General features: G+C 64.7%; 13 protein-coding genes. 3 read left to right on the top strand and 10 right to left on the bottom strand.

Going from position 1 to position 17017, the window contains the following annotated elements; all coding sequences use genetic code 11:
• Positions 1-69: 69 nt before the first annotated feature.
• The 5 genes from MPC4_RS07930 to guaB all read right to left on the bottom strand — a co-directional run bounded on the left by MPC4_RS07930 (position 70) and on the right by guaB (position 6398).
• Complete coding sequence (locus tag MPC4_RS07930; protein WP_134491832.1) at positions 70-447, bottom strand: DUF779 domain-containing protein; 378 nt, start codon at positions 445-447, stop codon at positions 70-72.
• 187 nt (positions 448-634) lie between these two features.
• Positions 635-2800: a malate synthase G gene (locus MPC4_RS07925; protein WP_174512043.1), complete on the bottom strand. Its 2166-nt coding sequence runs from the start codon at positions 2798-2800 to the stop codon at positions 635-637.
• Between the two features lie 282 nt (positions 2801-3082).
• Complete coding sequence (locus MPC4_RS07920; RefSeq protein WP_174512042.1) at positions 3083-4384, bottom strand: RsmB/NOP family class I SAM-dependent RNA methyltransferase; 1302 nt, start codon at positions 4382-4384, stop codon at positions 3083-3085.
• Positions 4381-4782 (bottom strand): MAPEG family protein, encoded by a 402-nt coding sequence (locus MPC4_RS07915; protein WP_174512041.1) that lies wholly within the window; start codon positions 4780-4782, stop codon positions 4381-4383. Before MPC4_RS07915 ends, MPC4_RS07920 begins: the two co-directional genes overlap by 4 nt.
• A gap of 125 nt (positions 4783-4907) precedes the next feature.
• Complete coding sequence (gene guaB, locus MPC4_RS07910; protein WP_174512040.1) at positions 4908-6398, bottom strand: IMP dehydrogenase; 1491 nt, start codon at positions 6396-6398, stop codon at positions 4908-4910.
• A gap of 249 nt (positions 6399-6647) precedes the next feature.
• On the opposite strand from guaB, the gene MPC4_RS07905 reads away from it, so the two are divergent.
• Together MPC4_RS07905 and MPC4_RS07900 are read left to right on the top strand one after the other, a co-directional pair.
• Positions 6648-7139, top strand: coding sequence for an SRPBCC family protein (locus MPC4_RS07905; RefSeq protein ID WP_174512039.1), 492 nt, complete (start codon positions 6648-6650; stop codon positions 7137-7139).
• A gap of 149 nt (positions 7140-7288) precedes the next feature.
• Positions 7289-8719: an MFS transporter gene (locus tag MPC4_RS07900; protein WP_174512038.1), complete on the top strand. Its 1431-nt coding sequence runs from the start codon at positions 7289-7291 to the stop codon at positions 8717-8719.
• Here the strand turns inward: MPC4_RS07900 and MPC4_RS07895 are convergent, their stop codons facing one another.
• From MPC4_RS07895 to MPC4_RS07875, 5 genes are all read right to left on the bottom strand, one after another.
• Positions 8720-9427: an RlmE family RNA methyltransferase gene (locus MPC4_RS07895; protein WP_174512037.1), complete on the bottom strand. Its 708-nt coding sequence runs from the start codon at positions 9425-9427 to the stop codon at positions 8720-8722.
• A complete protein-coding gene (locus MPC4_RS07890) occupies positions 9424-10479 on the bottom strand; it encodes a Ppx/GppA phosphatase family protein (protein WP_174512245.1) in 1056 nt (351 codons plus the stop codon). Before MPC4_RS07890 ends, MPC4_RS07895 begins: the two co-directional genes overlap by 4 nt.
• A gap of 271 nt (positions 10480-10750) precedes the next feature.
• The gene (locus MPC4_RS21480; protein WP_174512036.1) at positions 10751-12949 is read right to left on the bottom strand and encodes a caspase family protein; all 2199 of its coding nucleotides are present in this window, start codon (positions 12947-12949) and stop codon (positions 10751-10753) included.
• A 160-nt stretch (positions 12950-13109) separates the two neighbouring features.
• Complete coding sequence (locus tag MPC4_RS07880; RefSeq protein WP_174512244.1) at positions 13110-13745, bottom strand: uracil-DNA glycosylase family protein; 636 nt, start codon at positions 13743-13745, stop codon at positions 13110-13112.
• A gap of 4 nt (positions 13746-13749) precedes the next feature.
• Complete coding sequence (locus MPC4_RS07875; protein ID WP_174512035.1) at positions 13750-14493, bottom strand: MBL fold metallo-hydrolase; 744 nt, start codon at positions 14491-14493, stop codon at positions 13750-13752.
• Between the two features lie 415 nt (positions 14494-14908).
• On the opposite strand from MPC4_RS07875, the gene MPC4_RS21475 reads away from it, so the two are divergent.
• Positions 14909-16465, top strand: a complete 1557-nt coding sequence (locus tag MPC4_RS21475; RefSeq protein ID WP_174512034.1) for a sensor histidine kinase — start codon at positions 14909-14911, stop codon at positions 16463-16465.
• The last annotated feature ends 552 nt before the right edge of the window (positions 16466-17017 follow it).

Below are 17017 nucleotides of genomic sequence, written 5' to 3'. Positions count from 1 at the left end.
AATCAGCGCCGGCCGGCCTGCGCAGCGTATGCTCTCCCGCTGGCAGTGCGGGACGGGCCGCGGCTTGCCTCACGCCGCGGCGTGAGGCTGCAACGGGGCAAGCTCCTTCGTTTCAGCCTCGGTGAAAACGTGACCCCGCGTCAAAAACCGCACGCCTTCCGGCGATTCCAGCGAAAAGCCGGCGCCGCGGCCCTTGACCACATCGATGATGAGCTGGGTATGCGACCAGAGCTCAAATTGCTCGGCCCCGATATAGACCGGGCAGCCGGCGATTTCGCCAAGCAGGACGTCGCTCGGCCCCGTGCGGAATTCATTGAGCGGGAAACACATTGCGGAGCTGCCGTCGCAGCAGCCGCCGGATTGATGGAATAAAAGCGCGCCATGCGCCGCCTTGAGACGGCCAATCAGCTCAACGGCCTTTTCAGTCGCGACGACCCGCTCGACCATGAAGCGCTCCTTTCGACACTGCCTCCCGCCGCCAGACGGCGGCTCCCGCAGCCAGTCTAGCATCATCCCGGCGCTCTGGAAGCCGCAATAAACGCGATCGCGGCGCGCCTTAAGCTCCGCGACCGCTGTTCGGCCGGTTCTTCTGGCGCGCGCCGAAGCGGCCAACCGAGTGGGCGGCTGCTCCGCCTTAGGAAGCGTGCAGCGCCTTCGCCTCGCGGCGCCATCCCGTGAGCAGCGCCTCGGTATAGCCGTTCGGCTCGGCGCGGCCCTTGAAAATCAGATCGCACGCCGCCTTGAACGCCGGCCCGCCGAAATCGGGCGCCATCGGCCGATAAAGCGGGTCCGCCGCATTCTGCTGGTCGACCACGAGCGCCATGCTCTTTAGCGCCTCGAGCACCTGTTCTTTCGTCGCGACGCCATGATGGATCCAGTTGGCGAGGTGCTGGCTCGAAATCCGCAAGGTCGCGCGGTCCTCCATCAGCCCGACGTCATGGATGTCAGGCACTTTGGAGCAGCCGATTCCCTGATCGATCCAGCGCACCACATAGCCAAGGATGCCTTGGCAATTATTTTCGAGCTCCTGCTTGATGTCGTCCGGCGCCCAATTGGTCCTGGCGAGCGGAATGGTCAATATGTCGCTCAACTTCGCCCGCGGACGCTTGCGCAAGAGGGCTTGCCTCGCCGCGACGTCGACCCAGTGATAATGCAGCGCATGAAGGGTCGCAGCGGTCGGCGAAGGCACCCAGGCGGTGTTGGCGCCCGCCAATGGATGGTTGATCTTCTTTTCGACCATCTCGGCCATATTGTCCGGCGCCGCCCACATGCCCTTGCCGATTTGCGCGCGTCCGGGCAGACCGCAGGCGAGGCCGACATCGACATTGGAGTTCTCATAGGCCGCGATCCAGGGCGTGCCCTTGATCTCGTCCTTGCGGATCATGGCGCCCGCCTCCATCGAGGTATGGATCTCGTCGCCTGTGCGGTCGAGGAATCCGGTATTGATGAAAAAGACCCGGTCGGCCGCGGCGTGAATGCAGGCCTTGAGGTTGACGGTGGTGCGCCGTTCCTCGTCCATAATCCCCATCTTTATCGTAAACCGCGGCAGGCCCAGCATATCTTCGACGCGCGCGAACAGATCATTCGCGAGCGCGACCTCATCTGGTCCGTGCATCTTCGGTTTGACGATATAGATCGAATGGCTGCGGCTGTTGTGCAGCGGGCCCGAGCTTTTGAGGTCGTGGACGGCGATCAGGGCGGTGATAGCGGCGTCGACGATCGTTTCGGGAACTTCGCGGCCTTCGGCGTCGAGCACGACATCAGTCAACATATGATGACCGACATTGCGCACGAGCAGCAGACTGCGGCCATGCAAAGACATCGGCGCGCCGTCGCGGTCGATATAGGCGCGGTCGGGGTTGAGCCGCCGCTCGATGATGAGACCCTTCTTCTCAAGGGTCGCCTTGAGGGTTCCCTTCATCAGCCCAAGCCAATTGCCGTAGACGCCGACCTTGTCCTCGGCGTCGACCGCGGCGACGCTATCTTCAAGATCGACGATAGCGCTCAGCGCCGCTTCGAGAATGACATCGGAGAGCCCCGCCTTGCTCTCGGCGCCGACCAGGGTCAAAGCGTCGATCTCAAGTTCAATGTGCAGGCCGTTCTGACGCAGCAGCACGACGAAGGAGCCGGGTCCCGTTTTTCTGTGGCCAGCGAAACGGCCGGGATGGCGCAAGCGCGTCTGAATCCCGTTGTCGAGCTCGACCACCAACTCCCCGTTCGCCACCTTATAGCTGATGACGTCCTTGTGGCTCCCTTTCGCGAGAGGCACGATCTCGTCGAGGATGACGCGGGCGTACTCGACGACGCGCGCGCCCCGCACCGTATTGTAGCCCTTGCCGCGCTCCGCGCCGTCCGCCTCGGGGATTACATCGGAGCCGTAAAGCGCATCATAGAGGCTGCCCCAACGCGCATTGGCGGCATTCAGCACGAATCGCGCATTGGAGGCGGGAACGACGAGCTGCGGTCCGGACACGCGCGCGACTTCCATCGTGTTTTCGGTGCGGATCGTGAAATCGTCCGGCTCCGGAACAATATAGCCGATCTCGCGCAGGAAGGCCTCATAGCCCGCCATGTCGATCGGCTTCGACGCTTGCTGTTTATGATAGGCGTCGATCTTGCTCTGCAATTCGTCGCGGAATCGCAAATGCGCCTGAATGCGCGGCGTGAAATCTTGGATCAGTCCCGCAAGTCCAGTCCAGAACCGCTCCGGAGCAACGCCCGTGCCGGGCAAGGCTTCAGTCTCGATGAAGTCCTTCAGAACGGTCGCAACGCTTATCTTTCCGATTTGCGCGTAAGCCATCAGCTTCTCGTTTCCTCGAGTTTGTGCGTCCTCGACTTGTCTCGCGTCTCCTCAAATCCTGATCCCGGCGCACAAAGCTCAAGCTTAGGCAATTTTCATCCGGAATGGGAACAAAGCAAAGTCGGCGCCAGCGTCTTTCGCAATAGCCCGTCGCCGCCGCTGGCGAAATAGGCCTTTTGGGCTAGAACTGCAACGCCTCAATCATGCAACAACAGGCGCCGGCGGCGATTCGCCGTCCTTTTCGTGCGAGACAGGCTGCGCACGGAATCGGCCTGATTTTGGCTATGAAAGATTGCTCCTCGTCAGCAGCGCGATGAAAAATCCATCCGTGCCCGTTGTCGCCGGCGACAGCCGCACACCCGGCCCCATGCTGGAGGCAAAAGCGCCAAGCTGGGGCAGCCCGGCATTCTCCGCCATCTCCTGCGCGCCGACCGCATGGAAATCTGGATGGATCGCCAGAAAAGCCGCGATGCGGTCTTCATTCTCTTCGCGCAGCAAAGAGCAGGTGACATAAAGAATGCGTCCGCGCGGCTTCACAAAGCGCGCGGCGGCCGCGAGCGTTTGATCCTGGTCGGCGATGCGCTGCTCGAGCGCGCCCGGCCGCATCCGCCATTTGGCGTCGGGATTACGCCGCCACGCGCCCGTGCCGGTGCAGGGCGCGTCGATCATCACGAGATCACAGGCCCCCACGAGATCGGCAAGGCCACCCTCCCCCCGCCGTGGCGCCCGCACCTGCACATTGCGGGCGCCCGCGCGTTCGAGCCGGGCATAGATCGGCATCAGCCGGCGCCCGTCGCTGTCGCTGGCGTAGATCTGGCCCTTGTTCTGCATCAGCGCGGCGAGGGCAAGGGTCTTGCCGCCTGCTCCGGCGCAAAGGTCCAGCACCTGCTCGCCGGGTTTGGCGGCGGCGAGCATGGCCGCGAGCTGCGAGCCCTCATCCTGAACCTCGACGCGGCCCTTGACATAATCCGGCTCCGCGGCGAGCGCCGGATTGCGGCCCTCCGGCGTCAGAGGCAGGCGCAACCCGAGCGGCGACAGCGGCGTCACCGCGGCGTTGAGATGGGCAAGGCTCAAAAGCGCCTTATCGCGCGAACACTTCAGCGTATTGACGCGCACGTCGACCGGAGCTCTTTCAGCAAGCGCCGAGGTCTCGGCGATCAGGCGATCTTCGAAAACAGCGGCGAATGAGGGCTCCAGCCAGGCCGGAAAATCGCCCGCGACATGGGCGGGCGCGCCTTCGAGGCTCGCCGATGCGAAAAGCTCCCGCTCCTTTTCGCTCATCGGAGCCGGCGCATGGGCCTCGCCGGAAAACAGCGCGGACGCCTCCTCAAGACTCAATCCGCGCACAAGGCGCAAAGCGCCAAGGATGACGGCGCGGGGACCCGCCTCGCCCATGACGAAGGCGGAGGACGCGCGCCGGCGCAAAGCGTCGAAGACAAGCGAGCCGATCGCCGAGCGGTCTTTCGATCCGGCGAAGCGATGCGCGAGGCCCCAATCCTTCAGGGCGTCGGCGGCGGGACGGCGACGCTCGTCGATATCCTCCAAAACTTCGATCGCCGCGGCGATGCGCGCGCCGGCGATCATAGCGGACTCAGAGTCGGCGGGAACAGGATGCGGATGGCGAAGATCAGCCACATCAGCAGCAACGTCAGCACGCCGACGAACCAGAATGCGCCGCGTGCGGGCTGCCTGTTCGTGGTCGTATGGATCGCCGCATGGGCCAGCCGCGACAGCACGAAAATCCATTCCATGACGATAAACAGATAGTCCGCCTTGTGCGTCAAAATGGCGAGCGGGATCAGAGCGAAGAACAGGACCGGAATCTCGAACTGATTCTTGAACGAATCCCCCGCGAGATCTGCGCGCCCGGCGTCGACGCCGCCGTTCAGCCGCGAGTCGCGCGCAAAAATCATCCAGAAGCCGAGCGCGAAAATGAGCGCCACCTGAACGAACACGGGCAGAAGGATCGAAGGTATGGACACAAGGCCTCACCGAAAAGAGCGCCGGGCCTCGCGCTGTCGAGGGACCCGGAACAATCTTTGTCTATTGTCTTAGCGCATTCTCTTCAACGCGAACCGGCGCCTGCATCGCTGCAAAATGCGCCGGCTCATGTCCCCGTCGGATAATTCGGGCTCTCGCGCGTGATCGCGACGTCATGGACATGGCTTTCGCGCAGGCTCGCCGCCGAGATGCGCACGAATTTCGCGCGCGCCTGAAAGGTTGGAATGTCGGGCGCGCCGACATAGCCCATGGCGGCGCGAAGGCCGCCGGCCAGCTGATGCACGATCGCATTGACCGGACCGCGATAGGGCACCTGCCCTTCGACCCCTTCCGGCACGAGCTTCAGGTGATCCTTGATGTCCTGCTGGAAATAACGATCAGCCGAGCCGCGCGACATCGCGCCGACCGAACCCATGCCGCGATAGGATTTGAAAGAACGGCCCTGGTAGAGATAGACCTCGCCCGGGCTCTCATCGGTGCCAGCGAAGAGCGAGCCGATCATGACGCTCTCGGCGCCCGCCGCGACCGCCTTCGCGAGATCGCCCGAATATTTGATGCCGCCATCGGCTATAATGGGAATGTTCTGCCCGCGCGCGACCTCGGCGCAATCCATGATGGCGGTGAGCTGGGGCACGCCGACGCCGGCGACGATGCGCGTCGTGCAGATCGAGCCGGGGCCGATGCCCACCTTGACGCCGTCAGCGCCGGCGTCGATCAGCGCCTTCGTTCCATCCGCCGTCGCCACATTGCCGGCGATCAGCGATACCTTGTTCGAGATGCGCTTCAGGCGCGTAACCTGATCGAGCACGGCTTGCGAGTGGCCATGCGCGGTGTCGATGACGACGCAGTCGACGCCGGCGTCGATCAGCATTTCGGCGCGCTCGTACCCCTTGTCGCCGACGGTCGAGGCCGCCGCGACGCGAAGCCGCCCCTCGGCGTCCTTGCAGGCGAGCGGATGCAGGGTCGCCTTTTCCATGTCCTTCACGGTGACGAGGCCGACACAGCGGAAATCCTCATCGACGACGATCAGCTTTTCGAGACGATGCTGGTGCAGCATGCGGCGCGCCTCATCCTGGCTCACCCCTTCCCGCACGGTGATCAGGCTCTTGGTCATCAGATGCGAGACCGGCTCCAGCGGATTGTCGGCAAAACGCACGTCGCGATTGGTCAAAATGCCGCAGAGCCGCGCCGGTTTGCCGCCGGGGCCACGCTCGACCACGGGAATGCCGGAAATGCCGTGGCGGCGCATCAGCGCCAGCGCGTCGGCCAGCGTTTCGTCAGGGAAAATGGTGATCGGATCAACCACCATGCCGCTCTCGTAGCGCTTGACCTTGCGGACCTCCTCGGCCTGCTCGGCCGGCTCGAGATTGCGATGGATGACGCCGATGCCGCCGGCCTGCGCCAGCGCGATGGCGAGCTTCGCCTCGGTCACAGTGTCCATCGCCGACGAGATGACAGGGATGTTCAGGCTGATCGTCGAGGTCAGGCGGGTGCGCAGATCGACGCCGCTCGGCATGACCTCGGAATGGCCGGGCAAAAGCAATACGTCGTCGAAGGTAAGGGCCTCGCTGAGCGCGGGACGCGTAATAAGGGCCAAAGTGCCAACTCCAAAATTGCCGCCAGGGCAAAGCCGCGAAAGTTCCTGCGGGAGCGAACCTCGAAGTTCAAGATTCGCATCGACCAAGAGTTGCGGGCGGCTCTTAGCACGGAGATCGTCCGGCGCAAAGGCGGGAGACCATCAAATGCGGCGGCGGCTGGACAAAGGGGCGCCGCGCCGATCATAAAGAGCTGCAACCCCTGCCCGCTTGACGCGTTGCCGACGGCGTTCACGGAGATATAGGGCGCCATGCCAGGATTTTCAGCTCAGATCGGGATAAAAGCCCCCGCGGCGGAGGTTTTCGCCTTTATCTCGGACGTTAACGATATGCCGCGCTATCTGCCGACCGTGGAGAAAGCCAGTTGGAGCGGCGAAGATCGCGTGCATCTCGAGGGAGCAGCGAATGGACGCCCCTATGCGGTCGACGGACGGCTGCACATCGACGCGGATGCGATGCAAATGTCCTGGGGCTCGCTCGAACGCGAGTCCTATCACGGCGAATTGCAGGTTTTCGAAACGGATGAAGGCTCGGAACTTGCCTGCCGCATCGAATTTCAGCCGCATCTCCAGACAATGGAGAATCTGGCCGGAGCCGCCGTCCCGGACGCGGACTTTATCAAGGCAAAGCTCGACGCTGTGTTGCGCGCGGCGAAACAGGCGGTCGAAAGCCAGCGGAAGGCCGCCGCCGGCGAAGGGGAGTTGGAGCCGGCGAACAAAGGCGATTATAAGCTCGTGTTCTGAACGCACGCCGGACCGCGCGACGGGCGGAAGATTCAGTCAGACATTCAAGGCTCGGGGCGGCGCGGGTCCCGCGGCGCTGATTCCGCCCGAAAAAAAAGCGAAATCAATCGCGGCGTTCGCCGGGCGAAGCCGGCGGTTGCGCCAGGAACATGAATTTGCCCCGCTACGTAGTGACCGCCCTGATCGTCGCCTGCGCCCTGTTCATGGAGACGCTTGACGCGACGGTGATCGCAACCTCCCTGCCCGCCATCGCCCTCGACCTTCATGAAGATCCAATTTCGCTCAAGCTCGCGCTGACCTCCTATCTGGTCTCGCTCGCCGTTTTCATTCCAGCCAGCGGGTGGGTCGCGGACCGCTATGGCGCGCGGCTGATTTTCCGGGTCGCCATTTCGATCTTCACACTCGCTTCGATCGGCTGCGGCCTCTCGAGCACCTTGCCGGAACTGGTGACCGGCCGTCTGGCGCAAGGCCTCGGCGGCGCGATGATGGTGCCCGTCGGGCGCCTTCTCCTGATGCGCTCCGTCGAGCGCGGCAACCTCGTGCGGGCGCTGTCCTATCTCACCGTTCCCGCGCTTTTCGGCCCCGTCGTCGGCCCTCTCGTCGGCGGCTTCATCACCACCTATTTCCACTGGCGCTGGATCTTCTGGGTCAATGCGCCGATCGGCGTCATCGGCATCATTCTCGCCACCATCTTCATCGACGACGTCAGGGAGGACAATCCAGGGCCGCTCGACGTCGCCGGCTTTGTCCTGTCCGGGGTCGGGCTGTCGACTCTCCTCTTCGGCCTCGCCGTCGCGGGCGGCGGCCTTGCGCCCTTGAGCGTGACGATCGCCCTGATCGGCTTTGGCTCATTGGCTCTCGCGGCCTATGTCCGGCACGCGCGCCGGATCGCCTTTCCGCTCCTCGACCTGCGGCTTTTGTCGCTGCATACCTTTCGCGCCAGCGTCGCCGGCGGGGCCTTGTTTCGTATCGGCATAGGCTCGATTCCCTTCCTTTTGCCGCTCATGCTGCAGATGGGATTCGGGCGGAATTCATTTCAATCCGGCGCGATCACCTTCGTCGCCTCGGCCGGAGCGCTCCTGATGAAGACGACGGCGGCGCCGATCCTGCGCCGCTTCGGCTTTCGCAGGGTGCTTGCGCTCGCCGCCATGCTGAGCGGCTCGCTCCTGTCGAGCTACGGCTTCTTCACCGCGGCGACCCCGGGCCTCGTCATAATGGGCGTCCTGCTCGTCAGCGGCTTCGTCAACTCGCTGGAGTTCACGGGTCTCAATGCCATCGCCTATGCGGAAATCGACAATCCGGATATGAGCCGGGCCGTGAGCTTCGCCTCCGTCGCACAGCAATTGTCGCTGAGCCTTGGCATCGCGGCGGGGGCGGCGGCGCTGCAGGGATGGAGCCGCCTCAATCCGGGCGAGGGCGTGTTTTCGCCGGAAGGCTTCCGGTTTGCCTTCATCCTGATGGGGCTTTTGTGCATCGCATCAAGCGCGATCTTCCTGCGCCTGCCGGCCGACGCCGGAGCGGAGTTGACCGCGCGGCCCGTAAAGAAAGCTCCCGCCGCCGAACCCGCGCACCGGGTCTGATCAAGCCCCCGGCCGGCCGCGAAACCCTGTCGCCAGAACATAGAGCTCGGACGAATCGGCGCGGCTCGCCTGCGGCTTGACATGGCGCACCACGGCGAAATCGCGTTTCAGCCGCGCGAGGACCTCATTTTCCGTGCCGCCCTGAAAAACCTTGGCGAGAAAGGCGCCGCCGGGCGCCAAAGCCTCGCAGGCAAAATCGGCGGCAAGTTCGACAAGCCCGACGATGCGCAGATGATCGGTCTTCTTGTGGCCCGTCGCATTGGCGGCCATGTCGGAGAGCACGACGTCCGCCTTGCCTCCCAGCCATTCGATCAGCAGCTTCGGCGCTTCGGCGTCGAGAAAATCCATCACCTTGAACTCGGCGCCGGGCATTGGATCGATGGCCAGAAGATCAATGCCGATGATCTTGCCTTTGCCCTCGGCGGCGCCGATCCGCGCGCCGGCCGCCTGCGACCATCCGCCGGGCGCGGCGCCAAGATCGATGATTTTCTGGCCGGCTTTGAGAAAATGATAACGCTCGTCGATCTCGATGAGCTTGAACGCGGCGCGCGACCGAAATCCTTCGCGCTTGGCCTGCGCGACATAGGGATCGTTGAGCTGTCTTTGCAGCCAGAGCGTCGAGGAGAGCGACCGCTTGCGCGCCGTCTTGACGCGCGTCTTCAGCGAACGGCCGCCCTCGCGGCCCGAAGCCGCCTTGGTTCCGGTCATCGCGAAGCCCGCGAAAAAGCCCGGTCCGCATTGATCATTTGCATCAAAATTCCTTCGCGAAGGCCCCGGTCGGCGATGCGCACGCGGTCAGCGGGGAAAGCGCGCCGGATAGCCTCGAGGATGGCGCAGCCGGCGAGCACGAGGTCGGCGCGGCCAGCGCCGATGCAACCATTCATGGCCCGCTCGGCATAGCTCATTTTCCGCAATGAAGCGACGGCGCCATTGACCTCCTCGCTCGACATCCAAAGACCATCGACGCGTCGCCGGTCATAGCGGGCAAGGCCGAGGTAGACGCCGGCGATCGTCGTCACCGTTCCAGACGTCCCGAGCAAATGAAAATTGCGACAACGGTGTTCGGCCCCGACCTTGGCGACGAACTCCATCAAAGCCTCAGAAACATGCTCCACCATCGCCTCGAAGATCGCGTCGGAGACCTCAAGGCCGCCGAATTTTTCCGCCAGCGTCACGACGCCGAGTTTCAGCGACACCCAGAACCGCACCCGCTCCCGCAGCGCGCCATCAAGGTGGTGCGTCGCGCCGGACGGCTTTCTGCCCGATCGCCCAAGCCAGACGATCTCGGACGAACCGCCGCCGATGTCGAACAAAACGACGCTCGCGGCGGCCGAGTCCGCGAGGCAGGCTGAGCCGGCCGCGGCGAGATGGGCCTCTGTCTCGCGATCGACGATCTCGAGTTCGAGCCCGGTCGCGTCCCTCGCCCGTTGCAGAAATTCAGCGCCGTTCTCGGCCGAGCGGCAGGCTTCCGTTGCGATCAGCCGCGCGCGCGTCACCCCGCGCGCCTCGATCTTGTGGCGGCATATCCTGAGCGCGCTGATCGTCCGGTCGATCGCCGCCGCGCTGAGCCGGCCGGTGCGGGACAGCCCCTCCCCCAGGCGGACAATGCGCGAAAACGAATCGATCACGCGAAACCCGGCGGATCCTTCATCAGCCGGCGCCGGCCGCGCGACGAGGAGCCGGCAATTGTTGGTTCCAAGGTCAAGCGCGGCGTAAACCGCGTCGCGCAACGTCTTTTGCTCCTGCTCCGACGGCTTGATCCGCGCCCCGCTTTCCCCGCGCCATTGCGCACCGCGATCGGGCCTCTTACCGCCGCCGTTTCCGTCATCTGCCGCCGCGGCGTAAGGGCCGCAAGCGCTGGAACCTGGCGCGCCGCCTGTGCAAGTCAGGGCCAGTTCCGAACTTTCCAATGGTCCCACTGCCCACTCCCCATGCGGCCGGAGTGACTCCGCTGCTTTGACGCACAGTGTAACAATGGCTTGATCAAACGCCAAGCGCCGCCAGCCAGGACGCGGCGCGGCGCCTTTGCTTTCAAGGGTGATTTTGTTCCTCGCCCGGCTTGCCTGGCGCTGGCCTTTGCTGCGGTTGAGGCTTTTGCGCCTGGGGCGGCGGCGCCTGCGGCCTCTGCGGGGGAGCCTGCGGCCTTGGGGGCTGCGGCGGCGCTTGATGTTGCGGGGCCTGCGGCGGCTGAGGCCTCTGGATCTGAGGCTGCTGCGGCGCCGGGGGCGGCGCCAGCCGCTGCGGTTGTATTTGCGGCCTCTGAGGTTGCGGCTGCGGTCGTGGTTGCGGCGCCTGATGCTGCGGCTGCGGCTGCGGCGGTGGCGCGACCGGATGCGGCGTCTCGGGCCGAACCAGCGCAGGCGCGGCGGGCGTCGGGGCTTTCGGCGCGAGCGCGCCGGGCGCAGCCGGATGGGGCGGGGCTGCGCCGGGGGCTGGATGAATGGGCGCAGCGGGCGCCGGCGGCGTTGCTGGCGCTCCCGGCGGCCGGGCGGCTGGCGGAACAGGCGGCAGGCTTTGGCCCTGCGGCAATGCGTGGCCGGGAGCTGCGACAGGAGCGGCGGCTGGAGGCGGCGCAGGGGTGGGCGCGCCCACGGGGGCGCCATTTGGTCCCTGGGGACGAGCATTCAGCGGCGCCGCGGGATGCCCCTGCGGCGTCGGCTGGCCCGGAGCCGCGGGAACAGGCGCCGCCCGACCCGGCAGCGGGCGGGCTGGAACTGGCTGGCCCGGCTGCCCGGCGCCTTGACCCGGCCTTCCCTGCGGCGAAATCCCCTGGCCTGGAGCGCCCTGAGGCGCGCCTTGAGGTGCGCCCTGAGCTGGAGCGCCCTGGGCGCCGCCGCCTGGTCCGACCGGCCCCTGCTGGCCGAAATTCGGCTGATTGAATCTCCCCTGCGGACCTTCATGACGACCGAAAGGCAAAGGGACAGGAATGGGAATCGGCAGGAAACCGGGGCCGCTCGGCGCGGGCGGGGGCGGCAAGTCGACAAACTCCCGCGGCGGCGGCGGCAGAAAATAGACCGGCGGCGGAGGCGGCGGAGGGTAATCATCCCGATCGAACATAATCGCTGGCCGGTCGATGATCTCATATTCTGGCTGCGGCGGCGGCGGCAGGCCGCCGAAATCATAAAGCTCAAAGCGCGGCGACGGCTCCAGCGGAGCCGAAATGAGGCTCAACCGCCGGCGCGCATCATAGATATGCGGTCCCTTGGGATAGCGGCGCAGATAGCTCCAGTAGGCGTCCGGCGTATTGGCCTCGATCGTGCGCCGCCAGGTCAGCGCTTCGCGCCGCGCCGCCAGCAGCGCGCGGACGCGACGGGCGAGCGGATCGTGCGGATAGGCGATGAGAAATTCCTGATAGCCCTCGAGGGTGTCGCGCTCCAGGGCCGCGGCATAGGCCTCGCTCGCCGGAAACGAGCCGACCGGGCGGGATTGTAGAGCAGCATAATCCTGCGCCGCGGCCGCGTTCGGAGCGCCCTCCAGAAGAACCAGCGGCGGGGTGATATTCGAGGCGTCCCAGGGCGTGACGGCGCCTTTGGTGATCTCGTTGACGCGCAGCCGCACCTGCGAAAACACGACCTCGACCGGAACGCCGCCCTGACGCAGCAGTTCCGATAGCGCCTGCGCATAGGCGCCATAGGGGCCGGGCTCGTCCGGCGCGATCGTGCCCGGCGCCGCGTTGAAGGCGTAAAGCGAGCCGGGCTCAGCGTCGACCAGCGCGAAGCCGCCGGCGAGATGGCCGCCGGGCGCGAACTGATTGGCTCGCGCCGCGTCGACAACGATGATGCGGGCGCGCAAAGGCAGACCCGCCAGCGCCCGCGTAAAATCCGAAAGCCGTAGCGCCTGCAAGGGAATATCCGCCTCACGCGCGATCACCGCGTCAATCGGGGCGATATAATTCTCGCCCTCATATTGAAGGCCGCGTCCGGCGAGATAGACGAAGACGATAGCGTTCGGCCCCGCCTCAGTCGCCTTTTCTAGAAAGTCGCGGAACGCGCGGCGAAGCGAGTCCTGATCGAGATTGGCCGCCCCGACGACATCAAAGCCGGCTCCGCGCAGCGTCTCGGCGACGAGCCCGGCGTCATTGGCGGCGGTCGCCAGCGGATCGGCGTATTGCGCATTACCGATAACGAGCGCGAGCCGGGGCTCGCCGCCCTGGGCGCTGGCTGGTTGCGCCGCGCCGGCGCAAAATGCGACGGCCACGACGAACAACCGAAACAGGACCGATCTGAGCATCAACCAACCTCAGCAACGCTTGAGCGACCTCCGCCTTAGAGAGGAGCATTGCGGCTGAACATTGGCTGAACGCGGAGATTGCGATGATGCGCGAGGCCGCGCCTTGTCGCCTTCCGGGAATGAAGAGGCGCATCCGCCTTCCCTTCGCCTCGGCCTGCGCTCAGACGATCATTCGCGCGACTTCCTCGCGCAGAGCCGGCAGGACCTCCGCCTCGAACCAGGGATTGCGCTTCAGCCAGCCGCTGTTGCGCCAGGAGGGATGCGGCAGCGCGATGATTTTTGGATGCCCGCCGGAAAACTCCGCCCAGCGCCGCACGAGCTCGTGGAGCAGCGCGCCTTTCGGCAAAGGGCGCCCGAGGCGCGCAAAATGATAGTCCTGCGCATAACGGCCGATCGCCAGAATGCATTCGATTTGCGGCATCGCGTGAAAAAGTTCGTCGTGCCAATTGGCGCGGCATTCGGGGCGCGGCGGCAGGTCGCCCTTGTCGGGCGTATGGCCGGGAAAGCAAAATCCCATCGGCGCGATGGCGATTTTCCGCTCATCGTAGAAAACGTCGCGCGAGACATTCATCCATTGGCGCAGCCGATCGCCCGATGGGTCGTTGAACGGCAGCCCGCTGACGTGCACCCGCACGCCCGGCGCCTGGCCCGCGATCAAAAGACGCGCGGTGGACGAGATCCGCAGCACCGGACGCGGTTCGTGCGGCAGGCTTGCGCCGCGGGGCGCATCGCGGCAGAGGCGGCATGCTCGAATGCGGGCCGCCACATCGGCGGAATCCGCCGCGAACTCCGCCATAACGTCAGACCTCAAAAATTTGTCCGTCATAGGCGGGCGTCAGCCCTGCGAGCTCCATCTCGGCGCGCCGCGCCAAAGCCGATGCGCCCATATGCGTCAGCACCATGCGCTTCGCCGAGAATGCGCCCAAATTCGACTTGAGGGTCGGCCAATCCATATGACCGGTGATAGGCTCAACGCCAGAGTAACATTCGCAGACGAAAAGGTCGGCGCCCGCGCCGATCTCAAACAAGGCTTCTGTCCAGGCGGTGTCGCCTGAATAAGCGAAGACGGCTTGACCGTCGCTGAGCCGCAGTCCCGTCGAAATCGAACCGGCGGAATGGATGACGCCAAAAGTCTCGAGGCTGAAGCCGCCGAGTTTCGTCGGCCTGCCCGGCGAAATCTCCTCGACGCGCCATGCAAAGCTCCAGTTCAGCTTGCTGACCCCTGGAAAGAAGTTGTCGAGCGTATCGTAGAGCCTTTCCCTTAGCCCCGGCGGCCCTGCGAGCAGCAGCGGGCGGGTCCGGCGCTCGACGAATTGGCAATCGAGCAGCAGGAAGGGAAGACCTCCGAAATGATCGCCATGAAGATGCGAGATGGCGATCGCGTCGATCGAATCGAAACTGAGGCCGAGTTTCTTCCAGGAGGCGATCGAGGTCGCGCCAAAATCGACCAGCGCGCCGGCTTCGCCGGAGTCGATCTTGAAGCAGGTATGAGACCGTCCGCCCGTTCCGAACGCATCTCCTGATCCGACAACCGTAACTTTCATTGGCGGCCCGTTTCCGTCACTGCGCAGTTCCCTGCTCGTCTTTGCGGCGAAGGCGATGGCCTGCGCGTCCTGTTGCGCCGCCGCGGCCCCGCGACGGATGCGCCGATCTTCGCAAGCTTGAATACTCGTTCGTCAAGAAAGATGGAACGGCCCGATAGGGAACGCCTGAAATCGACATGGGCGGAACGCTAAGTGGGCGCGCCGGTCCGCAATGTGTGCTGGCGCACAGAGGTGTCGTCGCCGCGCCAGCGCCCGCGCTTTCCACCGTTTTGGGCCTGCGCCTGGTCAGCCCCGATCCAGCTCCAGACACCAACAATGCGACAGGCTGAATGAGGCTGTCATTAATCTTTTTCGGGCACCGTTCCCGACGACCAGACACCAAATCGACGCGAGACGAGCGCGGATCCGGCCAACGATGACAGAAATCTCCGCAGATATGATCGCGATGGGCTCAGGCGATTCCCCTATCGCCGCCAAGTCCCGCGCTCTGTCCGTCGGATTTCGTGGCAGCCGGGCCGCGCCCGACGCAAGCGCGGCCGATCCGCGCGACTTCGACGCCGATTTGCTCGGGCTGTTCGCCGAGGGCCAGCGATCCTGCGCCGTCGCAATGGCCGCCCTCGGCGCCATTTTCGCCGCCATCGCGCTGGCGTGGCTCACGGTCGACGCCGTGATCATCTGGCTCTGCCTCAACCTCACTGCGCTCACCGTGACCCAGTTGATCGCCCGGCGATTTCCGCGGACCGCCCGCTCAAGCGCCTCGGCGCTACGCTGGCGGCGCGACTTCATCGTCGCGGAAGCCGTGCAGGGCGTCATCTGGGCGATGCTGGTCGAACTCGTCGGTCAATCGGGCGATCCCGCCGCCGTCGCCTGCGCGGTTGTCATGGGGCTTCTCGTCGCCGCCATGGCCGCCACCATCAGCCCCTGCATTCCCGCCGCAGCTTTCGGCGTCATGGCTCCGATCGCCCTGACGATCCTCACCTTCACGCGTCAGGCGAGCCTTGCCGACGGAACCATGCAGCTCATCATCCTCGCCTGCGGAGCGCAGCTCTACTTCATCCTGCTGGCGCGAAAACTCTACGCGGCCGCGGTTGAAGCATTGTCGTTCCAGGGCGAAAAGGACGAATTGATCGCTGAACTCGAACAGTCAAAAGCCAACAGCGATCTCGCGCGGCGGCGCGCCGAAGAGGCCAATCTCGCCAAATCGCGCTTCCTCGCCACGATGAGCCATGAGCTGCGAACGCCGCTCAACGCCATCCTCGGCTTTTCGGAAGTCATGAAGGGCGAGCTCTTCGGCGCGCACATCGTCGCGTCCTACAAGGAATATTCAAACGATATTCATTCCAGCGGCCATCATCTTCTGATGCTCATCAACGAGATTCTCGATCTGTCGCGCATCGAGGCCGGCCGGTTCGAACTGAAGGAAGAGCCGGTCGCGCTGGATCATATCGTCGAGGACTGCCGCCACCTTTTGATGCTGCGCGCCAAAAAGCGCAACATCGCAATCCACGAGGCCATCGAAGCCAATTTGCCCCGCATCTGGGCGGACGAGAGGGCGCTGCGGCAGGTGACGCTGAACCTGCTCTCGAACGCCATCAAATTCACGCCGCATGGCGGCTCCATCAAGATCCGCATCGGCTGGACGACGACCGGCGGCCAATATCTCGCCGTCCGCGACACAGGCCCAGGCATTCCAGATGAGGAAATTCCCATCGTCATGTCCTCGTTCGGCCGCGGCGCGCTCGCACAAAAGAACGCCGAGGAAGGCTCGGGCCTTGGTCTGCCGATCGTCAAGGGCCTCGTCGAACTGCATGGCGGCACATTCACGCTGAAATCAAAAGTGCATGAAGGCACCGAGGTTATCGTGATTTTTCCACCAGGGCGGGTCATTGAGCCGAGCATCAGCCCGGAGGCCGAACTCACCGCCGCCAGAATGCGCCGGCGCGCCCGGCGCGAGGCGCATTCGGCAGCTTAGGGAATGTTCCGGTAAGATCGGTTCGATCTGATCGACATGAGTCTTGAACTGTCGAGTTTGAGCCGGTTTCCAATCGCTCGAAAGAGTTTTCATGCCGTCGTGGCTTTGAGCCCTGCGTCACGGTCTTGTGCAAAGCCATTTGCGCGAGGCGCGGATAAAAGCGACAATAACGGCGGCGCCGTCGCGGCGGAACGGCAAGGGGTCGCTGGCAGCCGCCCGGCTGGCCGGAGCGATCATCGGATTTCTTCAAGCGTCGCCGCTCTTCGACGCCCGTCCGGCAAAATATCCAACAAAGGTCGCGCATGATTTCATTGCGCGGCGCCGGATCTGATCGCCCGGAGCAGACCGCAAGAGGAGACAGCCAATCGTGATTTTCTCTTTTTTAGTCGCGCCTCGGCGTGCGGGGACGCCTGCTGTGCTCTTCGCGGCCTTTTTTTTCAGCGCCCTCGCCGCCGCATCCTTTGCGGCGGCCGATGAGGCTGCGCCGCAAACCCCCGCGCATCATGGCGCCGCGGAGGCGCCTTCTCCCGCCGCCACCACGCCGCCCCATCC

The organism is Methylocella tundrae, from assembly GCF_901905185.1.
In the GTDB taxonomy this organism is placed as follows: Bacteria; Pseudomonadota; Alphaproteobacteria; order Rhizobiales; family Beijerinckiaceae; genus Methylocapsa; species Methylocapsa tundrae.
Note: the sequence above shows the minus strand (reverse complement) of the source record. Positions and strands in the feature narration are given on the sequence as shown.